At 70.9% G+C, this 22,971-nt stretch carries 20 protein-coding genes; 5 read left to right on the top strand and 15 right to left on the bottom strand.

The window, feature by feature from the left end:
* Positions 1-36 precede the first annotated feature (36 nt).
* Positions 37-1,161, top strand: coding sequence for a pseudouridine synthase (locus M2271_RS35335; protein WP_280891526.1), 1,125 nt, complete (start codon positions 37-39; stop codon positions 1,159-1,161).
* Here the strand turns inward: M2271_RS35335 and M2271_RS35330 are convergent.
* From M2271_RS35330 to M2271_RS35305, 6 genes are all read right to left on the bottom strand, one after another.
* The gene (locus tag M2271_RS35330; protein WP_280891524.1) at positions 1,155-2,711 is read right to left on the bottom strand and encodes a cytochrome P450; all 1,557 of its coding nucleotides are present in this window, start codon (positions 2,709-2,711) and stop codon (positions 1,155-1,157) included. The two genes, M2271_RS35335 and M2271_RS35330, sit on opposite strands and share 7 nt — an antisense overlap.
* A gap of 196 nt (positions 2,712-2,907) precedes the next feature.
* Positions 2,908-3,528 carry an ATP/GTP-binding protein gene (locus tag M2271_RS35325; protein WP_280891522.1) on the bottom strand — a complete coding sequence of 207 codons (621 nt, stop codon included), beginning with the start codon at positions 3,526-3,528 and terminating at the stop codon, positions 2,908-2,910.
* The gene (locus tag M2271_RS35320; protein WP_280891521.1) at positions 3,509-3,949 is read right to left on the bottom strand and encodes a DUF742 domain-containing protein; all 441 of its coding nucleotides are present in this window, start codon (positions 3,947-3,949) and stop codon (positions 3,509-3,511) included. The genes M2271_RS35325 and M2271_RS35320 overlap by 20 nt, the downstream gene beginning before the upstream one ends.
* Complete coding sequence (locus M2271_RS35315; RefSeq protein ID WP_030672479.1) at positions 3,946-4,353, bottom strand: roadblock/LC7 domain-containing protein; 408 nt, start codon at positions 4,351-4,353, stop codon at positions 3,946-3,948. The genes M2271_RS35320 and M2271_RS35315 overlap by 4 nt, the downstream gene beginning before the upstream one ends.
* Positions 4,350-5,948, bottom strand: coding sequence for an ATP-binding protein (locus M2271_RS35310; protein WP_280891520.1), 1,599 nt, complete (start codon positions 5,946-5,948; stop codon positions 4,350-4,352). The genes M2271_RS35315 and M2271_RS35310 overlap by 4 nt, the downstream gene beginning before the upstream one ends.
* 422 nt (positions 5,949-6,370) lie before the next feature.
* On the bottom strand, positions 6,371-7,006 hold the full coding sequence (locus M2271_RS35305) for a TetR/AcrR family transcriptional regulator (RefSeq protein WP_280891519.1): 636 nt from the start codon (positions 7,004-7,006) through the stop codon (positions 6,371-6,373).
* A gap of 155 nt (positions 7,007-7,161) precedes the next feature.
* Between M2271_RS35305 and M2271_RS35300 the strand changes: the two genes are divergently transcribed.
* Genes M2271_RS35300 through atzF form a run of 4 tightly spaced genes read left to right on the top strand, consistent with a single transcriptional unit; the run spans position 7,162 to position 13,887 of the window.
* Positions 7,162-7,986, top strand: coding sequence for an urea amidolyase associated protein UAAP1 (locus M2271_RS35300; RefSeq protein WP_280891518.1), 825 nt, complete (start codon positions 7,162-7,164; stop codon positions 7,984-7,986).
* Positions 7,983-8,648 carry an urea amidolyase associated protein UAAP2 gene (locus M2271_RS35295; protein WP_280891517.1) on the top strand — a complete coding sequence of 222 codons (666 nt, stop codon included), beginning with the start codon at positions 7,983-7,985 and terminating at the stop codon, positions 8,646-8,648. The genes M2271_RS35300 and M2271_RS35295 overlap by 4 nt, the downstream gene beginning before the upstream one ends.
* A complete protein-coding gene (locus M2271_RS35290) occupies positions 8,645-12,217 on the top strand; it encodes a 5-oxoprolinase/urea amidolyase family protein (RefSeq protein ID WP_280891516.1) in 3,573 nt (1,190 codons plus the stop codon). The genes M2271_RS35295 and M2271_RS35290 overlap by 4 nt, the downstream gene beginning before the upstream one ends.
* Positions 12,218-12,231: 14 nt before the next feature.
* Positions 12,232-13,887 (top strand): allophanate hydrolase, encoded by a 1,656-nt coding sequence (gene atzF / locus M2271_RS35285; RefSeq protein WP_280891515.1) that lies wholly within the window; start codon positions 12,232-12,234, stop codon positions 13,885-13,887.
* A 151-nt stretch (positions 13,888-14,038) separates the two neighbouring features.
* Here the strand turns inward: atzF and M2271_RS35280 are convergent, their stop codons facing one another.
* The 9 genes from M2271_RS35280 to M2271_RS35240 form a co-directional block, all read right to left on the bottom strand.
* Positions 14,039-16,891 (bottom strand): DEAD/DEAH box helicase, encoded by a 2,853-nt coding sequence (locus tag M2271_RS35280; protein ID WP_280891514.1) that lies wholly within the window; start codon positions 16,889-16,891, stop codon positions 14,039-14,041.
* Between the two features lie 140 nt (positions 16,892-17,031).
* Positions 17,032-17,979, bottom strand: a complete 948-nt coding sequence (tatC, locus tag M2271_RS35275) for a twin-arginine translocase subunit TatC (RefSeq protein ID WP_280891513.1) — start codon at positions 17,977-17,979, stop codon at positions 17,032-17,034.
* A gap of 47 nt (positions 17,980-18,026) precedes the next feature.
* Positions 18,027-18,317 carry a Sec-independent protein translocase subunit TatA gene (gene tatA / locus M2271_RS35270; protein ID WP_280891512.1) on the bottom strand — a complete coding sequence of 97 codons (291 nt, stop codon included), beginning with the start codon at positions 18,315-18,317 and terminating at the stop codon, positions 18,027-18,029.
* Between the two features lie 269 nt (positions 18,318-18,586).
* Positions 18,587-18,781 (bottom strand): hypothetical protein, encoded by a 195-nt coding sequence (locus M2271_RS35265; RefSeq protein ID WP_280891511.1) that lies wholly within the window; start codon positions 18,779-18,781, stop codon positions 18,587-18,589.
* 10 nt (positions 18,782-18,791) lie between these two features.
* A complete protein-coding gene (locus M2271_RS35260) occupies positions 18,792-19,052 on the bottom strand; it encodes a hypothetical protein (protein ID WP_280891581.1) in 261 nt (86 codons plus the stop codon).
* A gap of 176 nt (positions 19,053-19,228) precedes the next feature.
* On the bottom strand, positions 19,229-20,317 hold the full coding sequence (locus M2271_RS35255; RefSeq protein WP_280891510.1) for a WYL domain-containing protein: 1,089 nt from the start codon (positions 20,315-20,317) through the stop codon (positions 19,229-19,231).
* A 14-nt stretch (positions 20,318-20,331) separates the two neighbouring features.
* Positions 20,332-21,285: a WYL domain-containing protein gene (locus M2271_RS35250; protein WP_280891509.1), complete on the bottom strand. Its 954-nt coding sequence runs from the start codon at positions 21,283-21,285 to the stop codon at positions 20,332-20,334.
* A 129-nt stretch (positions 21,286-21,414) separates the two neighbouring features.
* Positions 21,415-21,786, bottom strand: coding sequence for an FKBP-type peptidyl-prolyl cis-trans isomerase (locus tag M2271_RS35245; RefSeq protein ID WP_280891508.1), 372 nt, complete (start codon positions 21,784-21,786; stop codon positions 21,415-21,417).
* A 61-nt stretch (positions 21,787-21,847) separates the two neighbouring features.
* Positions 21,848-22,861 carry an FKBP-type peptidyl-prolyl cis-trans isomerase gene (locus tag M2271_RS35240; RefSeq protein WP_280891507.1) on the bottom strand — a complete coding sequence of 338 codons (1,014 nt, stop codon included), beginning with the start codon at positions 22,859-22,861 and terminating at the stop codon, positions 21,848-21,850.
* Between the last annotated feature and the right edge of the window lie 110 nt (positions 22,862-22,971).

The raw sequence follows: 22,971 nt of genomic DNA, 5'->3' as shown, positions 1-22,971 counted from the left end.
CGTCCCCGGTGTGAGCAGCGTCTACGCTGGCCGGTGATGAGACGCAAGCGCCGGATCCCGCCCTCTCCCCTGCCTCAGCGCGAAGGGGTGGATCCGGTGCGGGTGCGGTTGCCCGCCGAGGGGTCGTGGGCCACGGTGCGCGAGCATCTGGTGGAGCGACTCGCGGCGGACTCCGGTGTCGTCGAGGGGATGTTCGACGCGGGGCAGGTCGTGGGGACGGACGGGCGGGCAGTGGCCCCGGACACGGCGTACATGCCCGGGATGCTCGTGTGGTTCCACCGGGAACTGCGCGCCGAGGTGCCGGTGCCGTTCCCGGTGGAGGTCGTCCACCGGGACGAGCACATCGTCGTCGCCGACAAGCCGCACTTCCTGGCCACCACCCCACGCGGCAGCCATGTCACCCAGACCGTGCTCGCCCGTCTCCGCCGGGAGCTGGACATCCCCGCGCTCGGCGCCGCCCACCGACTGGACCGGCTCACCGCCGGGCTGGTGCTGTTCACCGTACGGCCCGAGGAACGGGGCGCCTATCAGGCACTGTTCCGCGACCGGCGCATACACAAGGAGTACGAGGCGATCGCCCCGTACGATCCGGGGCTCGCCCTGCCCCGGACGGTGCGCAGCCGGATCGTGAAGGAGCGAGGCGTGCCGGCCGCCTATGAGGTGGAGGGCGAGCCGAACGCGGTCAGCCGCGTCGAGCTGACCGAGCTCCGTGAGGGTGACGAACCCGGTGGGGCCGGCGGCCCCACCGGATCTCCCGGACCGGACAGGCCCACCGGGGCTTGCAGACCCGACGGAACCGCAACGCCCGAGGGGACCCGCCGATCCGACGGGACCGGCAGACCCGACGGGACCGGCAGACCCGACCGGACCCGCCTCGGCCGGTACCGGCTCACTCCCGCCACCGGCCAGACCCACCAGCTGCGGGTCCACATGAACGCGCTCGGCGTACCGATCCTCGGCGACCCGCTCTACCCCGTGGTGACCGGCCCCGTGCCCGCCGGTGATTTCCGGCGTCCGCTCCAACTGCTGGCGCGGTGCCTGGAGTTCACCGATCCGGTCACCGGGGTGGAGCACCGGTTCCGGAGCGGGCGGGTCCTGGAGGCCTGGACGTCGTACGACGACTGGGCCGCGCCGTACGACGCGGGGTCCGCCGGTCAGTAGCCGCGCCACCAGCGCAGGAAGCGCCGCCAGGCGCCCTGCGGGCGGGCCGGTTCGGGCACCGGGGCGGGCTGTGGCGGCGGGACGGCGGCCGGTTGCGGTGCTGGTTGCCGTGCCGGTTGCCGTGCTGATGGCGATTGCGGTTGCCGTGCTGATGGCGATTGCGGTTGCGGTGCCGGTTGGGCCGCGTGTGGCCGTTCCGGCCGGTGCGTGCCGACCTGCCAGGCGTTACGCTGCGGCGGGACCGGCAGGTGACCCGGCGTGAGCATCACATCCTGCGGCGGCTTCGGCGCGAACCGCACCGGGAGCTCCGCCAGGTGGCGTGAGGACATGGACTCCGTCCAGGTCAACTCGTCCTCGTCGCATTCGAGTTCGACGTCCGGCAGCCGCATCATCAGCGCGTCCACACCCGTGTCGGCGATGGCACGGCCGATGTCCTGGCCGGGGCACTCGTGCGGCCCGCCGCCGAAGGCGAGGTGGGAGCGGTTGCCCTGCATGTGGGCGGAGAGGTCGGGCCGCACCCGGGGGTCGACGTTGCCCGGGGCGATACCGAAGAGCAGTCCGTCACCCCTGCGGATGTGCTGGCCGCCCAACTCCGTGTCCTGCTTGGCGAAGTACGCGAAGATCGCGCTGAACGGCGGCTCGTTCCACAGGGACTGCTCGACCGCCTCCGGCACCGTCATCTGGCCGCCGTTGAGCTGGGCGCGGAAGCGCGGGTCGGTGAGCACCATGCGCAGCACGTTGGCGATGAGGTTGGCGGTGGCCTCGTACGCGGCGATGAGCACGAGGCGCAGGTGCTCGCGGACCTCGTCGTCGGTGAGCCGTGCCGGGTGGGTGATGAGGTAGCTGGTGAAGTCCTCCTCGGGACGGGCACGACGGCGGGTGGTGAGCCGGCCAAGGGCGTCCATGATGTACGCGTTGCTGGCGATGGCGGTCTCGGTGCCGCGGAGCATGTCGCGGGCGGCCTGCACGATCCGGTCGTTGTACTCCTCGGGCATGCCGAGGGTCTCGCACATCACGGCCATCGGCAGGTGCTCGGCGAACTGGCTGACCAGATCGGCGGTGCCCTCCTCGCAGAACCGGTTGACCAGGCGCTGGGTGTAGCGGTTGATGTGCCGGCGGACACCGCGGGGGTCGATGGTCGAGATGGCGCCGTTGACCGCGCCACGCAGCCTCAGATGCTCGTCGCCCTCGGCGTGGGCGGCGATGGGCTGCCAGGCGATGTGCGGCATGAGCGGGTGATCGGGCTTGACCAGGCCGTCCAGGAGCGGGGTCCAGATGCGGCTGTCCCGGCAGTACTGCGAGGGCGTACGCACCATGTGCAGGTTCTCGGCGTGGCCGAGCACGACCCACATCGGCACGTCGTCGTGGAGCAGCACCGGCGCCACCGGGCCGTGTTCCTCCCGCAGTTGTTCGTACAGGGAGCCGAGGTCCTCCGCGTCGGGACCGTGGAGCCGGCGCAGCCCGCCGGGGCCGCGGCCGTGGGCGGGGCAGCCGGGCGGTGGGGCGAGGCCGGGGTCCGTACCGATCAGGGAGTGGGATTCAGGCGTCACAGTGATCGCTCCGAAGTGGATCCGGTGTCCGTGTCTGGTAGGTAGGTCGACGCATGATGCGTACATATGTGCGAGTTTCGCCCACGTCTGTACGAGCACGCAGGTCTGTACGGGGGTTGCCCATATCTGTACGGGTGGCTGTGTCCGCACCGGTGTTGCCTTTGTCCGCACGGGGACGCCTGGTCGGGTGCGGCGGTCACCTCAGCGCGCCCGGCGTGGCGAGGGAGTGCAGGAAGTGCATGAGGGTCATCAGGGTGTCGCGGCTGGAGGCGCGGCGGCGCGCGTCGCAGTCGACGATGGGGATGTCCTCGCTCAGGTCGAGCGCGGTGCGCAGCTCCTCGACGGGGTAACGGGGCGCACCCGGGAAGGAGTTGACGGCGACGATGAAGGGCACGCCGCGCTCCTCCAGGCGTCCCATGACGTCGAAGCTGACCTCCAGCCGGCGGGTGTCGATCAGCACGACCGCGCCCAGCGCCCCCTCGAACAGGCCGTTCCACAGGAACCAGAAGCGTTCCTGGCCGGGGGTGCCGAAGAGGTACAGCACGAGTTGGTCGGTGATGCTGATGCGGCCGAAGTCCATCGCCACCGTGGTGGCCGTCTTGGACTCGGAGCCGTAGTCGTCGTCGACGCCGACGCCGGCCTGCGTCATGGTCTCCTCGGTGGTCAGCGGTTTGATCTCGCTGACCGAGCCGACCATGGTGGTCTTCCCGACACCGAAGCCGCCCACGATGACGATCTTCACCGCCGCCTGGGCGGTGTGCGGGAGCTGGTCCTCCTTCCGGGGGCCCGTGACGGTGTCAGAGCTTTTGAAGTCCATGCATCACCGCTTCGAGGAGAGAACGGTCGGCCAGCGCCTGGCGGACGACCGGGGCGCGCGCCGTGACCAGTTCGGCCGTCAGCAGCTCGGTGATCAGCACGGTCACCACGCTGAACGGCAGGCTCAGATAGGCCGACAGCTCGGCCACGGACAGGGGGGCCGTACACAGCCGGAGCAGCGCCGCCTGCTCGGGCGTGGCGGAGGGCGGCGGGTCGGCGCTCGCCACGATCAACGTGACCAGGTCGAGTTCGGTACGCTCGGCGCCGTCCGGACCGGTGATCACGTACAGCCGCTCGGGGTTCTTCTTCTCCCCTTCGGGAAGCTGCTGCACCTCGGGCGGGGGCGTCGGTTCGGGTTCCGCCCTGATGTACGGCTCGGGTTCCTGCTGGGGATATCGCCGCCGGCGTTGCGGAGGAGTCATACGGTCTGCCCGTTGCGCCTCGGCGGGCTGGTGAGATGCGCGCCGATCCGGATGACCAGGTCGCTCATGCGGGCGCTCATGTAGCCGGGTTCGGCGCGTACGTCGGAGAGCACCGCGAGGTAGGCGTTGGGGCCCGCGGCCATCAGGTAGAAGTAGCCGCCGTGGATCTCGATGAGGACCATCTTCATCTCGCCCTCGCTGCCCGGGATCTCCTGGGCGACGGCACCGGCCAGGCTCTGCAGGCCCGCGCAGGCCGCGGCGACGCGGTCGGCGGTGTCCGGGTCGCCGCCGTGGCGGGCGATGCGCAGGCCGTCGGCGGAGAGCACCACGATCATCTGGATGCCCGGCACGCCCTTGGCGAGGTCCTGGAGCATCCAGTCGAAGTTGCCGCGCTGCTGGATCACTTGAGGTCCTTCTCGTCGTCGGCCTCGGCGTGGGCCGGTTCTGTCGGCTGGGTGAATGCGGTGGGGTCCGGGCGCTTGAGTCCGTCGAAGAACGCCTGGACCCACAGGCCCGGCGGGGTGTCGGGGATTTTCTCCGCGGGCTCCGGCTCGGGTTCGGGCTCGCGCTCGGCGGTCGACCAGATGGTCGGCCGGCCCTCCCTTTCGGCCTGCTCGATGGCGGCCTGCTCGGCGTAGCGCTGGGTGAGCGAGGTCTTGACCCGGCTGCGGCGCTGCGGCAGTCCGTTGGCGGTCCACTCGGTGACCTCGGGGACGTCGTCCTCCATGGAAACCGGAGTGACGTGCTTGGGGCTGGTGGGGCGGCGGTTCTTGACCGTGCGCTTGGGGCCGGGGAGCGCGCCGAGTTCGGGCCGGGGCACGGCCGTGGCGCCGATACCGTGGGCGAGTCCGACGCCGGGTTCGGAGGTGAGCATGTCGCTGGGCACGACAAGGATGGCGCGGACCCCGCCGTACGCGGAGGTACGCAGCGAGACCTGCATGTTGTACGTGCGGCACAGGCGGCCCACGACGGCGAGGCCGAGGCGCGGCGCCTCGCCGAGGTCCTGCAGGTCGACGCCGGCCATGGCGCGCTCCAGCATGCCCTCGGCCCGCAGGCGCGCTTCCTCGCTGAGGCTGACGCCGGCGTCCTCGATCTCGATGCAGACGCCGGTCTGTACCTCGGTGGCGGTGACGTGCACCTTGGTCTGCGGGGGCGAGTAGCGGGTGGCGTTGTCGAGGAGTTCGGCCGCCGCGTGGATGACGGGTTCGACGGCGGTGCCCTTGACGTTGACCTTGGCGATGGAGGTCAGGTCGATGCGGTTGTACTCCAGGATCCGGGACATGGCGCCGCGCAGCACGCTGTAGAGCGCGACCGGCTCGGGCCACTGACGACCGGGACGGCCGCCGCCGAGGACGGAGATGGAGTCGGCGAGCCGGCCGATCAGCGCGGTGCCGTGGTCGATGCGCAGCAGGTCGGTGAAGACCTCGGGGTTGCGGCCGTGGTCCTCCTCCATCTCCCGCAGTTCTTCGGCCTGCTGGTGGACGATGGCCTGGACGCGGCGGGCGATGCTGACGAAGGAGCGCTGCGCGGCGTCGCGCATGACGTCTTCCGTGTCGATGACGGTCAGCATCGTCTGGAGCAACGACACCTGGGCCTCGGGGAGTTCACGCCAGCCGGGCTCGAAGTCGCCGAGGCGGCGAATCACCTCTACGGGGGAATTTCCGCCGCGCAGCAGTTGCAGCGCGATCGGCAGGATCTCCTCGGCGAGGCGGGTCATCTCCTCCTCGTGACCGGTGATCCGCCGTTCCAGATACGCGGAGTGACGGGCGTGCTCCGTGCGCAGGTCGCGCAGGGTCCGGCCGCGGCGGACCGCTTCCGCCGCCGTCGCGATCACCAGCAACGTGGCGAGGGCGCCGCACCAGCCGACGGCCGTCCGGGCCGGTGCCGTCACCAGCGCGACGGCGGCCCCGGTGGCTGCGGCCATCGCTATGGAGGGCAGCAACAGCACGCGCGCGTACGGGAGTTCACGGCTACCGGGAGGAGATTGAACACTCACCATGTGGGCCCTCTGAAACAAATCGGCGGGGTGTAGGGGAGCTTGCAGGGGGGAAGTTCTCGGGTGCTTCTGGATCTTCTGCAAGTTTGGGAACAAGCGCACGAATACACCTCAACTCGGTGCGCCGCGGGCGAGCTTAGTCCGACCGGATCATCGCTGTGTCATATTCAGCAAGCACCTGAAACCGGGCGCGCGAGGGGAGTACGCTCGACACTATTTACACACTGAGCTTCTTTTCGCACACGGCGTGTAACAGTGCACGGGCGTACGAAAACACTCACCGTGACGAGTGACGTTCCTTCACCAGGGCCGCGCCATCACAAGAGTCGCGCCATCACAAGAGTCGCGCCATCACAAGAGTCGCGCCTTCGCAAGGAAGCCGAGGAGCGCCCGCGGAGGAGCCGAGAAGCCGAGCAGCCCTCGGATCAGACCCCGGCGATGCGCAGCGCGGCGTCCGCCGTCGCCTCCGCGAACACCGACACGGGCCGCTCGGGGTCGGAGCGGTGGACGAGGATGACACCCTCGATCAACCCGAACACCAGGTCCGTACGCAGATCCAGCTCGCCCTTGGCGAGCGTGCCGCCGACCGCTGTCGCCGCGATCAACTGCCGGTAGGCGTCCTTGAGTTCGGCGCGCACGGCATGGAAGCCGGCGAACCGCTCGGCGCGCACCTCGGGCAGCAGGTAGAGCCCGCCGAGGTCGTGCGGTCCGTCGCACAGCACCTCCACGTCCGCCCGGCACAGCTCCCACAGCCGGTCCTCGACCGGGACGGTGTCGTCGGCGAGCAGTTCACGGGCGTACGCGAGGGAGGGCGTGACCGTGGACTCCAGGAGCTGCGCGAGCAGTTCCTCCTTGCCGGAGACGTAGTGGTACATGGATGCCTGGCGCATACCGGCGCGCTCGGCGACGGCCCGGGTGGAGGTGGCCGCGTAGCCGAGGGTGGTGAACAACTCCGCGGCGGCCGCGAGGAGTTCCTCGCGCGGCTCCAGTCCGCTGTCCGGCCGTTGCGCGGCCCGCGGCCTGCCGACCCGCCGACCGGGCCCTGCACCTGTCGTCCCCATGCGGTCGATCCTCGCACACCAGCGTCCGCGGTGATCTTCGTGAGGGCCCGGTAACCGAGCGGCAACGCGGCGGCAACGCACGCGACCCGCCTCGCGCCTAATTTCTGTCGAGCGACAGAAATAGCACAGCACCCACCGGAGCCGGAGGTCCCGCGATGGCGACAGCGACCACTTACGGAGCCCGCGCCCACGCGCGCGCCCAGCAGGGCACCCACACCGAGGCGATGCCCGTCGTCCCGGCCCAGGACTGGCCGGCCCCGCCCTGCGAGGCGGGCCACCTGGTGTGGGCGGAGACAGTCGCGGGCGGCAACTACACGCACCGGGTCCTGGCCCGCGGCACGGAGCTGCGCCTGACCGATCTGCGCGGTGACGCCTGCGCCCACCTGCTCGTGTACGCGGCCGACCGCCCCTGGGAGCGGCTGAACGTCGCCGACACGGTCAAGGTCCAGTGGAACGCCTACCTGGGCGAGGGCCGGCTCCTCCTGTCCGACCAGGGCCGGGTCCTCGCCTCGGTGGTGGCCGACACCTCCGGTCGGCACGACGCCCTGTGCGGCACCTCCACCCTCGTCCGCAACGCCGGCCGCTACGGCGACGGCACCCCGCAGAGCCCCTCCCCCGCCGGCCGCGAGCTGTTCAAACTGGCGGCCGCCAAGAACGGCCTGGAGCCCCGCGACCTGCCGCCCTCGCTCTCCTTCTTCCAGGGGGTGGAGGTACGCGAGGACGGCACCCTCGACTTCACCGGCTCGGCCGGCCCCGGCGGCAGCGTCACCCTGCGCGCCGAGCAGGACGTCACCGTACTGATCGCGAACGTGCCGCACCCGGCCGATCCACGCCCCGACTACGTCAGCACCCCCCTGGAGGTGCTCGCGTGGCGCGCCGAGGCGACCGCGCCGGGCACCCCCCTGTGGGAGGCCACACCGGAGGGCCGTCGCGCCTTCCTCAACACCGCCGGCTTCCTTGCCGCGAGGGGGCTCGCATGAGCACGAGCACCAGCACCAGCACCAGCACCAGCACCAGCACCAGCACCAGCACCGGTGCCCGCACCAGCACCAGCCTCGTTCCCGCCCGCGCCGCCTGGTCCGCCGTCGTACGCACCGGCGAGACGCTCACCATCACCGACCTGCACGGCAACCAGGCCGTCGACTTCCTCGCCTACGACGCCCACGACACGTCGGTCCGCTACAGCGCCCCCGACACGATCCACGCGCAAGGCAACCTCTTCCTGACCACCGGCAGTGTGCTGATGTCCAACGAGTACACCCCGTTGATGACGGTGATGGCCGACGAGGTCGGCCGGCACGACACGGTCGGCGGCGCCTGCTCCAAGGAGTCGAACACCCTGCGCTACGGCCATCACACCTGGTCGCAGCACGCCTGCGTGGACAACTTCCTCGCCGAGGGCGCCAAGCACGGCCTCGGCAAACGCGACCTGGTCTCCAACATCAACTGGTACATGAACGTGCCGGTCGAGAAGGACGGCACGCTCGGCATCGTGGACGGCCTCTCCGCTCCGGGCCTGAAACTGACCCTGCGCGCCGAGCGGGACGTGCTCGTGCTGGTCTCCAACTGCCCCCAGATCAACAACCCGTGCAACGGCTTCGAGCCGACCGCCGTGGAGATGACGATCGGGGCCGCCGGATGAGCTTCGACACCCTCCTGGTCGCCAACCGGGGCGAGATCGCGGTCCGGATCATCCGCACGGCCCGCGAACTGGGCCTGCGCACGGTCGCCGTGTACTCCGACCCCGACCGCTCGGCGCCCCACGTCCGGCTCGCCGACGAGGCGGTACGGCTCGGCCCGGCGCCCGCGAAGGAGTCGTACCTCGACGCCGACCTGGTGCTGAAGGCGGCCAAGGAGACGGGCGCGGGCGCCATCCACCCCGGCTACGGCTTCCTGTCCGAGGACGCGGCGTTCGCGCGTCGCTGCGAGGACGCCGGGATCGTGTTCGTCGGGCCGACACCGGCGCAGCTGGAACTGTTCGGCGCCAAGCACACCGCCCGGGCGGCGGCGCAGACGGCCGGGGTGCCGCTGGCACCGGGGACGGGGCTGCTGGGTTCGCTCGACGAGGCCCTCGCGCAGGCCTCCGCCATCGGCTATCCGGTCATGCTCAAGGCGACCGGCGGAGGCGGCGGCATCGGTATGTCGGCATGTCGCTCCGCCGCCGAACTCACCGACTCCTGGGAGCGGGTGCAGCGCGTCGCCGCCGCCTCCTTCTCCTCGGCGGGCGTCTTCCTGGAGCGCCTCGTCGAGCGGGCCCGCCATGTCGAGGTGCAGGTCTTCGGCGACGGCGAGGGCCGCGTGGTCACCTTCGGCGACCGTGACTGCTCCCTCCAGCGCCGCAACCAGAAGGTCCTGGAGGAGGCGCCGGCACCGGGCCTGCCCGACCGCGTACGCGCGCAACTGGCGGCCAGTGCACAGGAGTTGTGTGCCTCCGTCGGCTACCGCTCCGCCGGCACCGTCGAGTTCGTCTACGACGCCGCCCGCGAGGAGGCGTACTTCCTGGAGGTCAACACCCGTCTCCAGGTGGAACACCCGGTCACCGAGGAGATCTACGGCGTCGACCTCGTCGCCTGGATGCTCCGCCTGGCCCGCGGCGAGCAGGACGTCGTCCGCGACCCGGGCCCACCGCGCGGCCACGCCGTCGAGGCCCGCCTCTACGCCGAGGACCCCGCACGCGACCACCGGCCCAGCGCGGGCCTGTTGACCCGGGTCGAGTTCCCGCCGGGCGTGCGGGTCGACGGCTGGGTGGAGACGGGCACCGAGGTGACGACCTCGTACGACCCGATGCTCGCCAAGATCATCGCGTACGGCCCGGACCGCGCGCACGCCCTGGAACGCCTGGACGAGGCCCTGGCCCGCACCCGCGTGGACGGCATCGAGACCAACCTGGGCCTGGTGCGGGCGGCGCTGGCCGACCGGGACTTCGGGCGGGCCGCCCACTCCACGGCGACCCTCGCGACCCTCGCCGACCCGACGCCCCGCATCGAGGTCATGGCCGGCGGCACCCTCACCACCGTGCAGGACTGGCCGGGTCGCACCGGCTACTGGCAGGTCGGCGTACCGCCCTGCGGCCCGATGGACGACCTGTCGTTCCGGCTCGGCAATCGCGCGCTCGGCAACGCCGAGGGCACACCGGGGCTCGAGTGCACCCTCCAGGGACCGTCGCTCCGCTTCACGCACGCGACGACCGTGTGCGTGACGGGCGCCCCGGCCCCGGTCACCGTGGACGGCACGCCGGTCGCGCCATGGGAGCCGGTGACGGTGCCGGCGGGGGCCGTACTGGCGATCGGTGCGCCCTCCGAGCACGGTCTGCGGACCTACGTGCTGTTCGCCGGGGGCCTCGACGTGCCGGCCTTCCTCGGCAGCGCGAGCACCTTCACGCTGGGCGGGTTCGGCGGGCACGGCGGGCGGGCACTGCGCACAGGCGACGTCCTGCACAGCGGGACAGTGACCGAGGGCGGAGGTGGAGACCAATGCGGAGGCAGAGACGGAGGCAGAGACGGAGGCAGAGGCGAAGGCGGGGCGGTTCCGCTCGCCGATCGCCCGGACTTCGGTGCCGTATGGCAGGTGAAAGCCGCCGAAGGCCCGCACGCCGCACCGGAGTTCTTCACCGAGGACGACATCCACGACTTCTACGCCGCCGACTGGAAGGTCCACTTCAACTCGGCCCGCACCGGCGTCCGCCTGGTCGGACCGAAGCCGCGCTGGGCACGCACCGACGGCGGTGAGGCGGGCCTGCACCCGTCCAACATCCACGACACCCCGTACTCCGTGGGCGCCGTCGACTACACGGGCGACATGCCGGTGCTGCTGGGCCCGGACGGTCCGTCGCTCGGCGGGTTCGTCTGCCCGGCGACGGTGATCAGCGCCGAACGCTGGAAGCTGGGCCAGCTGCGGCCGGGCGACACGGTGCGCTTCCTGCCGGTGGACGGGTCGGGCGAGCCCCGCCCGACCATCGTGGACGGCGGCATCCTCGCCCGGGACGGCGATGTGACGTACCGCCGCAGCGGCGACGACAACCTGCTGGTCGAGTTCGGCCCGATGCAACTGGACCTCGCCCTGCGCCTGCGCGTCCACGAGCTGATGGAGGCGGTGGCCGAGCAGGGCCCGGAGGGCATCACCGACCTCACGCCGGGCATCCGCTCGCTCCAGATCCGGACGGACCCCAGCCGCCTGACACCGCGTGAACTCCTCGCCGCCGTAAGGGAGATCACCGCGTCCCTCCCCCCGAGCGACGAACTGGTGGTCCCCTCCCGCACCGTCCACCTCCCCCTGTCCTGGGACGACCCGGCGACCCGCGAGGCGATCGCCCGCTACATGGCGGGCGTCCGCGACGACGCCCCCTGGTGCCCGTGGAACATCGAGTTCATCCGCCGCGTCAACGGTCTGGCGTCGGCCGAGGACGTCTACCGCACGGTCTTCGACGCGGAGTACCTGGTCCTGGGCCTCGGCGACGTCTACCTGGGCGCTCCCGTGGCCACACCCCTGGACCCCCGCCACCGCCTGGTGACCACCAAGTACAACCCGGCCCGCACCTGGACCGCCGAGAACTCGGTCGGCATCGGCGGGGCGTATCTGTGCGTCTACGGCATGGAGGGCCCCGGCGGCTACCAGTTCGTCGGGCGGACGACCCAGGTGTGGTCGGGCTGGCAGCAGCGCGGCGCGTTCGAACCGGGCTCGCCCTGGCTGCTGCGCTTCTTCGACCGCATCAAGTGGTATCCGGTGGACGCGGACGAACTCCTCGACCTGCGCGCCGACATCGTCTCCGGCCGCTTTGTGCCACGCATCGAGGAAGGCACCTTCTCGCTCGCCGAATACCAGGCTTTTCTGGCCGAACACGCCGAGTCCATCGGGAAGTTCAGGTCCCGGCAGCAGACGGCGTTCGCCGCGGAGCGGGACGCGTGGGAGGCGGCGGGCGAGTTCACGCGCGCGGAGGCCGTAGCCGCCCCGACTGCTCCTCCGGCGGAGGTGACCGTCCCGCCGGGCGGCCACCTGATCGAGGCCGAGTTCGCCGCCTCCGTATGGCAGTTGAACGTCAACGCGGGCGACGCGGTGGCGGCCGGACAGCCGTTGCTCGCCCTGGAGGCGATGAAGATGGAGTCCAGGGTGCACGCGCCGATGGACGGCGTGGTGGCGGAGATCCTGGCCAGGCCGGGCGACCAGGTGGAGGCGGGAACGGCACTGGTCGTCCTGGCCCCGGCCGCGAACTGAAAGAGGAACACCGTATGTCCACCACCCTCTCCCGCGTCCGCGCCGCCTACGCCCGCATCGCGGCGGTCGACCGCCCCGAGATCTGGATCGACCTGCGCCCGCAGGACGAGGTCGAGCGGGAGGCCCGGGCGCTCGGCGCACGACTGTTGGAAGGCGAGCATCTCCCCCTCGCCGGGCGCCTGTTCGCCGCCAAGGGCAACATCGACGTGGCCGGCCTGCCCACCACCGCGGGCTGCCCGTCGTACGCCTACCATCCCGAGGCCGACGCGCCGGTCGTCGCCCGCCTGCGTGCCGCGGGCGCGATCGTGCTGGGCACCACGAACCTCGACCAGTTCGCGACCGGCCTGGTCGGCACCCGCTCCCCGCACGGCGCCGTCCGGGGCGCCCACGACCCGGCGCGGATCAGCGGCGGCTCCAGCTCCGGCTCGGCCGTCGCCGTGGCCCTGGGCATCGTCGACTTCGCGCTGGGCACCGACACCGCGGGCTCGGGCCGCGTCCCGGCCGCGTTCAACGGCATCGTCGGCCTCAAGCCCACCCGGGGCCTGGTCCCGACCACCGGTGTGGTCCCCGCCTGCGCCTCCCTGGACTGCGTGACGGTCTTCGCCCGCACCCTCCCGGAGGCCGAGCAGGCCCTGGCCCACATGACCTCCCCGCCCGACCGCGACCTCCCCCCGCTCCCCCAGCGCGCCCCGGGCCCCTGGCGGGTGGCGGTCCCACCGCGGGAACAGCTCGGCGAGCTGGACGAGGGCTGGGCGGAGGCGTACGAGGCGGCGGTGGACCAGCTCGTCATCGCGGGCGCCTCGGTACGGGAGATCGACCTCGGTCCGTTCACCGACGCCGCGGCGATGCTCTACCAGGGCGCGTTCGTGGCCGAGCGCTACACAGCCGTAGGGGGCTTCATCGACAAAGCGCTGGCCGCGAACGACCCGTCCCTCGACCCCACCGTCGCCGGCATCATCACCCGCGCCCGTGACATCCCGGCCCACCAGCTCTACGCCGACACCGACCGCCTGGCCACCCTGCGCACCCGAGCTCTCGCCGAGCTGGCCGACGCGGACGCCCTCCTGCTCCCCACCACCCCGGGCCACCCCACCCTCGCCGAGGTCGCCGCCGACCCCCTGGGCGCCAACGCCCGCCTGGGCCGCTTCACCAACTCCACCAACCTCTTCGACCTGGCGGCGGTAGCCGTGCCGGCCGGCGAGACCAACGGCCGCCCCTTCGGCGTCATGCTGATCGGGCCGGCCTTCACGGACGAACGCCTGGCCACGATCGCCCGCTTCCTCCAGCCGGAGACACGTCTGGCGGTGGTAGGAGCGCACCTGTCGGGTCAGCCCCTCAACCCGCATCTGCTGTCCCTGGGTGCCCGCCTGGACCGTACGACGACGACGGCCCCGGTCTATCGCCTGCACGCCCTGCGAACCGACCCGCCGAAGCCGGGCCTGGTCCACGTGGACGAGGGCGGCGCGGCGATCGAGACGGAGATCTGGCGCCTCCCGGCAGAGGGCCTCGGCCGCCTACTGGCCGCACTCCCCCGCCCCATGACCCTGGGCAGCGTGCGACTGGCGGACGGCACTCAGGTGCCGGGCTTCCTCTGCGAGCCGATGGCTCTCACGGACGCGGAGGACATCACGCGTCACGGCGGCTGGCGTTCCTACCTCAACAAGCGCTGAGGCGAGGTACCCGAGGCGCGCGGGGCGCGGAGCCGTGTCCAGGTGCGGCTCCGCCGCGTGGACACGACCAGCCACAGCGAACCCGCACACCCGCACCCGCACCCGCACCCGCACCCGCACCCGCACCCGCACCCGCACCCGCCGGAACCTGTCATCCCACCGACGAGTAGGCCACAACCCCCCGCAACAGCGCCTCGACCGCCTTACGCGCGTTCTTCGGAACCGTCGACGCCCCGGAAGGGGCCGCGGCGGAGATCTGCCCCAGCACATCGATCACCTGCTTGCACCAGCGCACAAAGTCCCCCGCGGGCATCTCCACCTCGCGCAGCACCTCGTCGAGCCCCTTCCCGCCCGCCCACATGTACGCGGCCCAGGCGAATCCGAGATCCGGCTCCCGCTGCCCCACCCCTTCGGTCTGCGTGATCCGGAAATCCTCCTCCAGGGCATCCAGTCGCCCCCAGATCCGGACCATCTCCCCGAGGGCGGCCTTCGCCATACCCGAGGGCACCTTGGGCGCCGTCGCATCGTCGGAGACCCGGGACTCGTACACCAACGCCGAGGCACACGCGGCGAGTTCGGCGGGGGAGAGCCCCTCCCACACCCCGGCCCGCAGGCATTCGCTCGCCAGCAGATCGAGTTCGCCGTACAGCCGGGCCAGCCGCTTGCCGTGCTCGGTGACCTCGTCGCCGCGCAGGTAGTCCAGGTCGGTCAGCAGCGCGACGATCCGATCGAACGTCCGCGCGATCGTGTTCGTACGTCCCTCGATGCGGCGCTCCAACTGCGAGGTGTCCCGCAGCAGTCGGTGATACCGCTCGGCCCAACGCGCGTGGTCCTCACGGTCGTTGCACCCGTGACACGGATGCGCCCGGATCGCCGTACGCAACCGGGCGATCTCCCGGTCGTCGGCGGCCTGGGAGCGCTGCTTGCGGGCCCGTTCCGGCGGGATGTGCCCGGCCTTGGTGCGCAGCGCGGAGGCGAGGTCCCGACGGGACTGCGGCGAGCGCGGGTTGAAGGACTTCGGAATCCGCATCCGATCGAGCGCTTCGACGGGCACCGGGAAGTCCATCGACGCGAGCCGCTTGACCTGGCGCTCGGCGGTCAGCACCAGGGGGCGCGGGCCGTCGTGGTGCTCGAAGCCGCGGTGACCGTTGGACCGCCCGGCCGACAGCCCGGGGTCCAGCACCAGCGCGAGGCCCGCGTACTTGCCGGTCGGGACGTGGATGACGTCCCCGGGCTTCAACTTCTCCAGGGCGACCGCCGCTTCCGCGCGCCGCTGGGACGCGCCCTGCTTGGCCAGTTCGGTCTCGCGATCCTTGAGTTCTCGGCGCAGCCGCGCGTACTCCTCGAAGTCGCCGAGGTGGCAGGTCATGGAGGCCTTGTAACCGTCCAGGCCCTCCTCGTTGCGCTGCACCTGCCGAGAGATCCCGACGACCGACTTGTCGGCCTGGAACTGCGCGAAGGACGTCTCCAGCAGCTCGCGTGAGCGGTGCCGGCCGAACTGCTCGACCAGGTTGACGGCCATGTTGTACGAGGGCTTGAAGCTGGAGCGCAGCGGATACGTGCGCGTGCCGGCCAGTCCCGCGAGGTGGTCGGGGCTCGCCCCGCGCTGCCACAGCACCACGGCGTGGCCCTCGACATCGATGCCGCGCCGGCCCGCCCGCCCGGTCAACTGGGTGTACTCGCCCGGGGTGATGTCGGCGTGCTGCTCGCCGTTCCACTTGACGAGCTTCTCCAACACCACCGACCGCGCGGGCATGTTGATGCCCAGCGCGAGTGTCTCGGTCGCGAACACGGCCTTCACCAGGCCACGGAGGAACAGCTCCTCCACGACCTCCTTGAACGTCGGCAGCATGCCCGCGTGGTGGGCCGCGATACCGCGCTCCAGGCCCTCCAGCCACTCGTAGTACCCGAGGACGTGCAGGTCCTCGGTCGGGATGGACGCCGTGCGCTCCTCGACCAGGGCGCGCACCCTTTCCCGCGCCTCGTCGTCGTTGAGTCTGAGGCCCGCGTACAGGCACTGCTGTACGGCGGCCTCGCAGGCGGCACGGCTGAAGATGAACGTGATGGCCGGCAGCAGGCTCTCGGAGTCGAGCCGTTCGATGACCTCGGGCCGGCTCGGTGTCCACACCCGGGAGCGGTTTCGGCGCTCCCGCTCCCGGTCGGCGTCGCGCATGGCCCGGCCGCGTTTGCGGTCCTGGTACGAGGGCCGGCTGGCCTCCATACGGGCCAGCCGCGTGAGGTCGGGGTTGACGGCCTTCTTGTTGCCCTCGCCCTCCTCGAAGAGGTCGTACATCCGCCGCCCGGCGAGCACGTGCTGGAACAGCGGCACGGGACGGTGCTCGGAGACGATCACCTGGGTGTCGCCGCGCACGGTGTCGAGCCAGTCTCCGAACTCCTCGGCGTTCGACACGGTGGCCGACAGCGAGACAAGGGTGACCGACTCGGGGAGGTGAATGATCACTTCCTCCCACACGGCGCCACGGAAGCGGTCGGAGAGGTAGTGCACCTCGTCCATGACCACGTACCCGAGGCCGAGCAGGGTCTGTGAACCCGCGTACAGCATGTTCCGCAGGACCTCGGTCGTCATCACGACCACCGGGGCGTCGGAGTTGACGCTGTTGTCGCCGGTGAGCAGACCGACCTTGTCCGCGCCGTACCGGCGGCAGAGGTCGGCGTACTTCTGGTTCGACAGCGCCTTGATGGGCGTCGTGTAGAAGCACTTCTTGCCCTGCTGGAGCGCGAGGTGGACGGCGAACTCGCCGACGATCGTCTTGCCCGAGCCGGTGGGGGCGGCCACCAGCACGCCCTTCCCCGCTTCGAGTGCCTGGCAGGCCTCGATCTGGAAGGGGTCGAGGCCGAAGTCGTACATCTCGCGGAAGTCCGCGAGTGCGGTGGCCTGCTCGACGGCACGCCTACGTGCTGCCGCGTACCGCTCGGCCGGTGAGAGGTCCTCTGTCATCGTGCCTTCGAGCGTACCGGGCCCCACTGACAACAGGACGATCATTATCCGGATCCGCTCTCCGCGGACCCGGGATCTGCGCAGTTCACGGCCCCGGGACCCGTACACCCCGGCATACGGGTCACTCGGCGCACGTCAGGGGAGGAAGTGGCGGGAGGAGGCAGCGGAAGGCAGGAGGAGGAATCTCAGGTCACGTCGTCGTACCCGTTGACCCGTTCGGTACTCGCCTGCTCGGGCAGTGCCCGGTTCGCGGAGACGGTCTCCACCTCGCCGATGTCCTCGGGGGTGAGGTCCAGCTCGGAGGCCTCGTCGTCGTCGGGGCCGGCGGCCTCGCGGCGGCGCCTGCGCGCGTCGTTGAGCATGGAGAACAGGACGGCGCCGAAGTACAGGAGCCAGATCGGTCCGGCCAGCGCCAGCATCGTCAGCGGATCCGTGCTGGGGGTCGCGATGGCCGCGAACACGGTGATACCCATGATCATCGCACGCCACCAGCCGAGCATCCGCTTGCCGGTGATCATCCCGGTGAGGTTGAGGAAGACCAGCAGCAGGGGCAGTTCGAAGGAGAGGCCGAAGACGATGACCATGCGGGTGACGAGGTCGAGCAGATCGTCCAGCGGCAGCAGGTTGGAGGCTTGGGCCGGCGTGAACTCGAGGAGCACCTTCGCCGTGGTGGGCAGCACCCGGTAGGCGAAGTAGGCGCCACCGATGAAGAGCGGGACGCCCGTGCCGACGAACCCGTAGGCGTACTTGCGCTCGTGCCTGTGCAGACCCGGGGCGATGAAGGCCCACAGCTGGTACAGCCACACCGGCGAGGCCAGCACCACACCGGCCATCAGGGAGACCTTCAGGGCCAGAGTGAACGGCGTGAGCAGACCGTTGATGGTGATCTGGGCGCAGGGTTCGGTCGACTTCGACCTCGCCAGCTCCTCGAAGGTCTTGTCACAGCCGACCGAGTCCAGGATCGGCTTGGTGAAGAAGTTGATGATGTCGTTGTAGAAGAAAGCGGCGACGACGGTGACGACGACGATGGCCAGCATCGCCTTCGCGAGCCGGTTGCGGAGCTCGCGAAGGTGCTCCGCGAGGGGCATCCGCCCCTCGGGATCCTTCTCCTTCTTGCGGGCAGGCTTCAGCAACCCACGTTCCCATCTCGTGCGGCGGGCCGGAGGTCACCGGCCCTGCGTCAGCGCTTGGTCGAGTCCGTCGGCTCGGTGACCGGACGAGAGCTGGTCACATCGCCGGGGGACGCCTTGATGGTGCGCTGGACCGTGGGCTGCTGGTCGTCGTGCGGCGGGGCCGCGGGAGCGGACGCGTTGTCCTGGCCCTCGGACTTCATCGCCTTGGCCTCGCTCTTGAGGATGCGGGCCGACTTGCCGAGGGAGCGCGCCATGTCGGGAAGCTTCTTGGCGCCGAACAGCAGGATGACGACGACAAGGATGAGAATGATCTCGGGGGCGCCGAGCCTTCCGAACATAAGTCTTTACCTTCTCACCGAGGCGGCTGGGTGGGGGTACTGTCCGACTGGTCGGACCAGTGTCCGATCGATCGTGCTCGACAGCGATCGTAACGCTCAGGGGTGAACGCCTGGCAATCCCTGTGCGTACTCCCGGTCCGCGGTCCGGGCCTCGTTCTCCGGTCCACGATCAGCAGAGTACCTGCCTATCCCACCAAGGTGACAGGGCGAAGCAGCCCGCAGCGCATCGCCCCCGCAACTCACAGGGGCCTCCCTGGTGCGCTCAGCGCTCAGAGTGAGTCCGCGGCGCGGGCCGCGCTCAGGGACGCGCGCTCCAGGTCCTCCGCGGCGCGGTTGATCCGATGGGCGGAGTCCGTGACCTGCCTGCCCAGACGCCGCGCCTCCAGGAAGACCCGGACGGCCAGCACACCGAGAACGGCGAGACCCAGAAAACCCACAGCTACCGCGAACATCGGCCAGAACATGACGCCGAGCCTAGAGGGTGGAGTGCAGCCGCAGTGTCCTGACCCCGCCGCCGGTGAGCAGTTCGACGATGCGTTCACCGGCGGGCTTACGGACCGCGGATCCGCACTCGGGGCAGGTGAAGGAGTAGAACGTGGTGCGGCTGCTGGCGCCGATGACAAGGCGCAGGGCGCTCGCGGCGAGCTCGAAACGGCCCCGGCAGTCCGGACAGCCCGCCTTGAAGGTCGCCGGGATCACGCTTCTCATCCCGGCGAACGCGGCAGCCACCGTCATGTCCGCGCCGGGCGTCGACGACTCGCTCAAAGCCCCTGCTCCTCTTTCTCCTGGTCGTTCGCCTCGGGGGCGCCCCAGCCGGGTGTCGAGGGGCGGCCGTGCTCAGTCTCCCGGGCCGCCTCGCCCCGGCCGCCCCGACCACCCCGGCCGCCCCGCCTCCAGCGTGCCGACGCGGCTCACTTCGGCCCGTCGTGGGGCCCGTCCTGGGCCTTGTCCTGGGCCTTGTCCTGGTGCCGGTCGTGCACTGCCCGCACCATGTGTGCCGCGTCGGCGCCGTGCGCCTCTATCCCGTCGTACGCAGCCAGCGCCTCGCGGGCCGCCGCGCGGGCGCTGTCGGCGAGGCCGCCCGGCGAGACGATCCGGCCGTCGCGCCCCAGCCGCAGCGCCAGCCGCCTCAGCGACGCCGGCTCCGGGGTCCGCAAGGTGATACGGAGACCGCCGTCCGGAAGCTCATCCGCACTGTCGTGCGGGTAGTACTCGGCGACCCAGCGCCCGCCCGGACCGACCTCGACCACGACCTCCGGGTCCTCCGCGGCGGGCTGCACCAGCGCCTCGGACAGGTCCCGCAGCTCGATCTCGGGCGGCGCGGTGGGCTCGTCCAGGATCCTGATCTCGGCGACCCGGTCGAGCCGGAAGGTGCGGCGCGCCTCGGAGCGCCGGCACCAGGCCTCCACGTAGGTGTGACCGACGCTGACCAGCCGGATCGGGTCGATCTCGCGCTCGGTGAGCTCGTCCCGGGCGGGCGAGTAGTAGCGGATCCACAGGCGGCGCCGCTCGGAGATCGCCCGGTCGACGTCGGCGAAGACCCCGCCCTCGGACTCGAAGGTCACGGAGAGCCGGGAGCTGGCGCCCGCCTGTTCACCGGCCGCGGCCTCGACCTTGGCGGTGGCCCGCAGCAACGCCTGTCGGTCGCTCTCACGCAGTCCCGGCAGCGTGGACACCGCACGGGCGGCGACCAGCAGCGCGGTGGCCTCGTCGGCGGCGAGCCTGAGCGGTTCGGCCGCCTCCGCCCCGAGGGCGGCGGGGTTGTGCCACCAGATCCGCTCACCGTCGGTGTCGATGTCGAGGAGGTCACCACCGCGGAAGCTGGTTCCGCACATGGGCAGGATGTCGAGGTCGGAGACCAGTTCGTCCTCGGTGATCCCGAAGGCACGGGCGACGTCCTCGATCCGGGCACCGGGCCGCTCCCGCAGATACGTCACCAGGGAGAGCATCCGCCGGGTCTGGTCGATGGCGTTGCCCGGCCTGGCCGGTTTTCCCACCACTTTCTTACGTCCCCTCAACCCTTGGCCACGGCTCGCAGCCGGTCCAGCACATCGGCCCGCAGCTCGGCGGGCTCCAGGACCACCACGTCCGGCCCGAACTCCACCAGCCAGGCGTCCAGCCCATGGCCGTACGGAATCTCCAACTCGTCCCAGCCGTCCCCCAGTTCCCGCACCGAGGCGGCCCTCGCCCGCAAGGGGTACCCCGCGCCGGTGCGCAGCCGGATCAGCGCGGAGCGGTCGGCGGTCTCCCCCGCCCAGCTCGCGACGGTCTCGCGCACGGTGACGACATCGGGGACCGGGACGGTGAAGCGCGTACCGCGCGAACGCACCTTGCCGGTGATCCGGGACAGCCGGAAGACCCGCTCGGCGCCCCGGTCACTGTCGAAACCGGCCAGGTACCAGTGGCCGCGCCAGCACTCCAGCGCCCACGGCTCGACATGCCGGGGCTCGGGATGGGCGGCGCTGGCCTTGCGGTAGTCGAAGACAACCGGACGGCGGTCGCGGCAGGCCAGCATCAGCGGTTCGAACGCGGCCTCGTGCACCGGGATCCGGGGCTCCAGCGCGCTGTGGGCCTCGTACGGGTCGACGTCCTCGGGGAGACCGGCCGCGCGCAGCTTCTGCAGGGCACCGCTGGCCGCGCCGGCGAGCCGGGCCTGCTGCCACACCTTGGCCGCCAGGCCCAAGGCGGCGGCCTCCTCGGCGTCCAGGGTGATGGGCGGGAGGCGGTTGCTGTCACGGCGGGCCAGGTAGCCGACCTCGCCGTCCAGGTTCTCCACGGTCTCGATGACCAGGCCCAGTTCGCGCAGATCGTCCTTGTCGCGCTCGAACATCCGGTTGAAGGAGTCATCGCTGCCCGCTTCGAGGTAGGCCTCGATGGACTCTCGCAGCTCGCGCTTGCTGAGCGGCCGTCGGGTCCCGAGCAGACACAGCGCCAGGTTCATCAGCCGCTCGGCCTTGGCAATGGCCATCGACGCCCTTCGCCTCCCTATGGTGCTTACGGACGATGACCGTACCGTCCCGATGTGGCGCGGCAAAAGCCGAGGGCCCATGCCCGGACAGGCATGGGCCCCAGCTGGTCGAGACCGGTCGTACGACGATCAGACTCCGAGGAGGTCGACCACGAAGATCAGGGTCTCGCCGGGCTTGATCGCCGGGGTCGGGCTCTGGTTGCCGTAGGCGAGGTGGGCGGGGATGGTCAGCTGGCGACGGCCGCCGACCTTCATGCCCTGCACGCCCTGGTCCCAGCCCTTGATGACCCGGCCCCCGCCCAGCGGGAAACTGAACGGGTTGCCACGGTTCCAGCTGGCGTCGAACTCCTCGCCGGTGCTGAAGGCAACGCCCACGTAGTGGACGGTGACGGTCTGGCCCGCCTGCGCCACGGCGCCGTCGCCCTCCCAGAGGTCCTTGATCTCCAGGTCGGCCGGGGGCTCTCCGCCCGGGAAGTCGATCTCGGGCTTGTCGATGCTCACGTCTCTAGCTCCTGCTTGTGTACGGAAAGGCAACAGGCACAGTCTTGCACCTCGGCACGGGTTACAGCTTCGCCAGGATGTCGACCGTGAAGACCATCGTGGAGTCCTTCTTGATGCCGCTGCCGGCCGGCGGCTGGGCGCCGTAGCCCAGCTCCGGCGGGATGACGATGACGATGCGGCTGCCCACCTTCTTGCCGGTCATGCCCTGCGACCATCCCTTGACGACCTGCTGGAGCGAGAACGACGTCAGCTCCTTGCGGCCGTACGTCGAGTCGAACTCCTTGCCGGTGTCCCACAGCACACCCTTGTACTGCACGAGCACGGAGTCCGTGGCGGCCACCTTGGGGCCGTCGCCCTCGATGACGTAGTTCGCCACCAGCTTCTTCGGCGCGTCGCCCTTGGGGACCTCGATGGAGGGCGCCTTGCCGTCGGTGTTGGTGCCGACCTTGGGCAGGTCGACGTCGTCCTGCGCCACGTCGGTGCCCTTGGCGGAACTCTTCGCGTTGAACGTCCCCTGCACGTCGACCACGAAGACCAGCGTGTCCGTGCCCTTGATACCGGCCTGCGCCTGACCCTGCGCGCCGTACCCCCAGGTGGGCGGGACGGAGAACTCGACGCGGCTGCCGACCTTCTTGCCCGCCAGGGCATACCGCCAGCCGTCGATGATGCGACCCGGGGCGAGCTGGATCACCAGCGACGTCTTGCGGTCGTACGAGTTGTCGAAGACCTTCCCGGAGTCCCAGATCTGACCGAGATAGCCCGCCTGGACGTAGTCGCCCTCCGCCACGGTGGTGCCGCTGCCCGCGACGAGCGTCTTCACCGCCAGCTGTTTCGACGGCTCACCGCTGCCCTTGGGCAGCGTCGGCTTCTCACCGAACTTCACGCCCGCGGTGACCGCCGGCAGCGGCCCGTCGACGATCTTCGGCGGGGGCGCGGCCGACGCCGGCGCGGACGCCGAGGCCGAGGGCGACGTGCTCTCGCTCGCCTTGCTCGAGTCGGACTCGTCGTCTCCGCATCCGGCGAGTGTGACCAGTCCTGCGGGTACGGCGGCAAGGATGAGTGAGCGTCGACGCACGGTGGGGGCCTCGTAATCGGTCGATCTTGTGATGGCGTGCGCGCAACTCTACGACGTGAGAAGGGCGCCGTACGGGAAACGTACGGCGCCCGTGTTGCGTTCCGAACCTC

It is taken from the genome of Streptomyces sp. LBL, assembly GCF_029893585.1.
Classification (GTDB): domain Bacteria; phylum Actinomycetota; class Actinomycetes; order Streptomycetales; family Streptomycetaceae; genus Streptomyces.
The sequence above is the reverse complement of the archived record's forward strand: the minus strand, read 5'-3'. Positions and strand labels throughout refer to the sequence as shown.

Bases quoted from the DNA above. Each gene is read 5' to 3' on its own strand.
- M2271_RS35325 (WP_280891522.1), bottom strand. From the start codon at position 3,528: ATGGACTTCAAAAGCTCTGACACCGTCACGGGCCCCCGGAAGGAGGAC.
- atzF (WP_280891515.1), top strand. From the start codon at position 12,232: ATGTCCACCACCCTCTCCCGCGTCCGCGCCGCCTACGCCCGCATCGCG.
- tatA (WP_280891512.1), bottom strand. From the start codon at position 18,317: ATGTTCGGAAGGCTCGGCGCCCCCGAGATCATTCTCATCCTTGTCGTC.
- M2271_RS35295 (WP_280891517.1), top strand. From the start codon at position 7,983: ATGAGCACGAGCACCAGCACCAGCACCAGCACCAGCACCAGCACCAGC.
- M2271_RS35310 (WP_280891520.1), bottom strand. From the start codon at position 5,948: ATGGTGAGTGTTCAATCTCCTCCCGGTAGCCGTGAACTCCCGTACGCG.
- M2271_RS35250 (WP_280891509.1), bottom strand. From the start codon at position 21,285: ATGGCCATTGCCAAGGCCGAGCGGCTGATGAACCTGGCGCTGTGTCTG.
- M2271_RS35280 (WP_280891514.1), bottom strand. From the start codon at position 16,891: ATGATCGTCCTGTTGTCAGTGGGGCCCGGTACGCTCGAAGGCACGATG.
- M2271_RS35305 (WP_280891519.1), bottom strand. From the start codon at position 7,006: ATGGGGACGACAGGTGCAGGGCCCGGTCGGCGGGTCGGCAGGCCGCGG.
- M2271_RS35265 (WP_280891511.1), bottom strand. From the start codon at position 18,781: ATGTTCTGGCCGATGTTCGCGGTAGCTGTGGGTTTTCTGGGTCTCGCC.
- M2271_RS35290 (WP_280891516.1), top strand. From the start codon at position 8,645: ATGAGCTTCGACACCCTCCTGGTCGCCAACCGGGGCGAGATCGCGGTC.
- M2271_RS35320 (WP_280891521.1), bottom strand. From the start codon at position 3,949: ATGACTCCTCCGCAACGCCGGCGGCGATATCCCCAGCAGGAACCCGAG.
- M2271_RS35260 (WP_280891581.1), bottom strand. From the start codon at position 19,052: ATGACGGTGGCTGCCGCGTTCGCCGGGATGAGAAGCGTGATCCCGGCG.
- M2271_RS35300 (WP_280891518.1), top strand. From the start codon at position 7,162: ATGGCGACAGCGACCACTTACGGAGCCCGCGCCCACGCGCGCGCCCAG.
- M2271_RS35335 (WP_280891526.1), top strand. From the start codon at position 37: ATGAGACGCAAGCGCCGGATCCCGCCCTCTCCCCTGCCTCAGCGCGAA.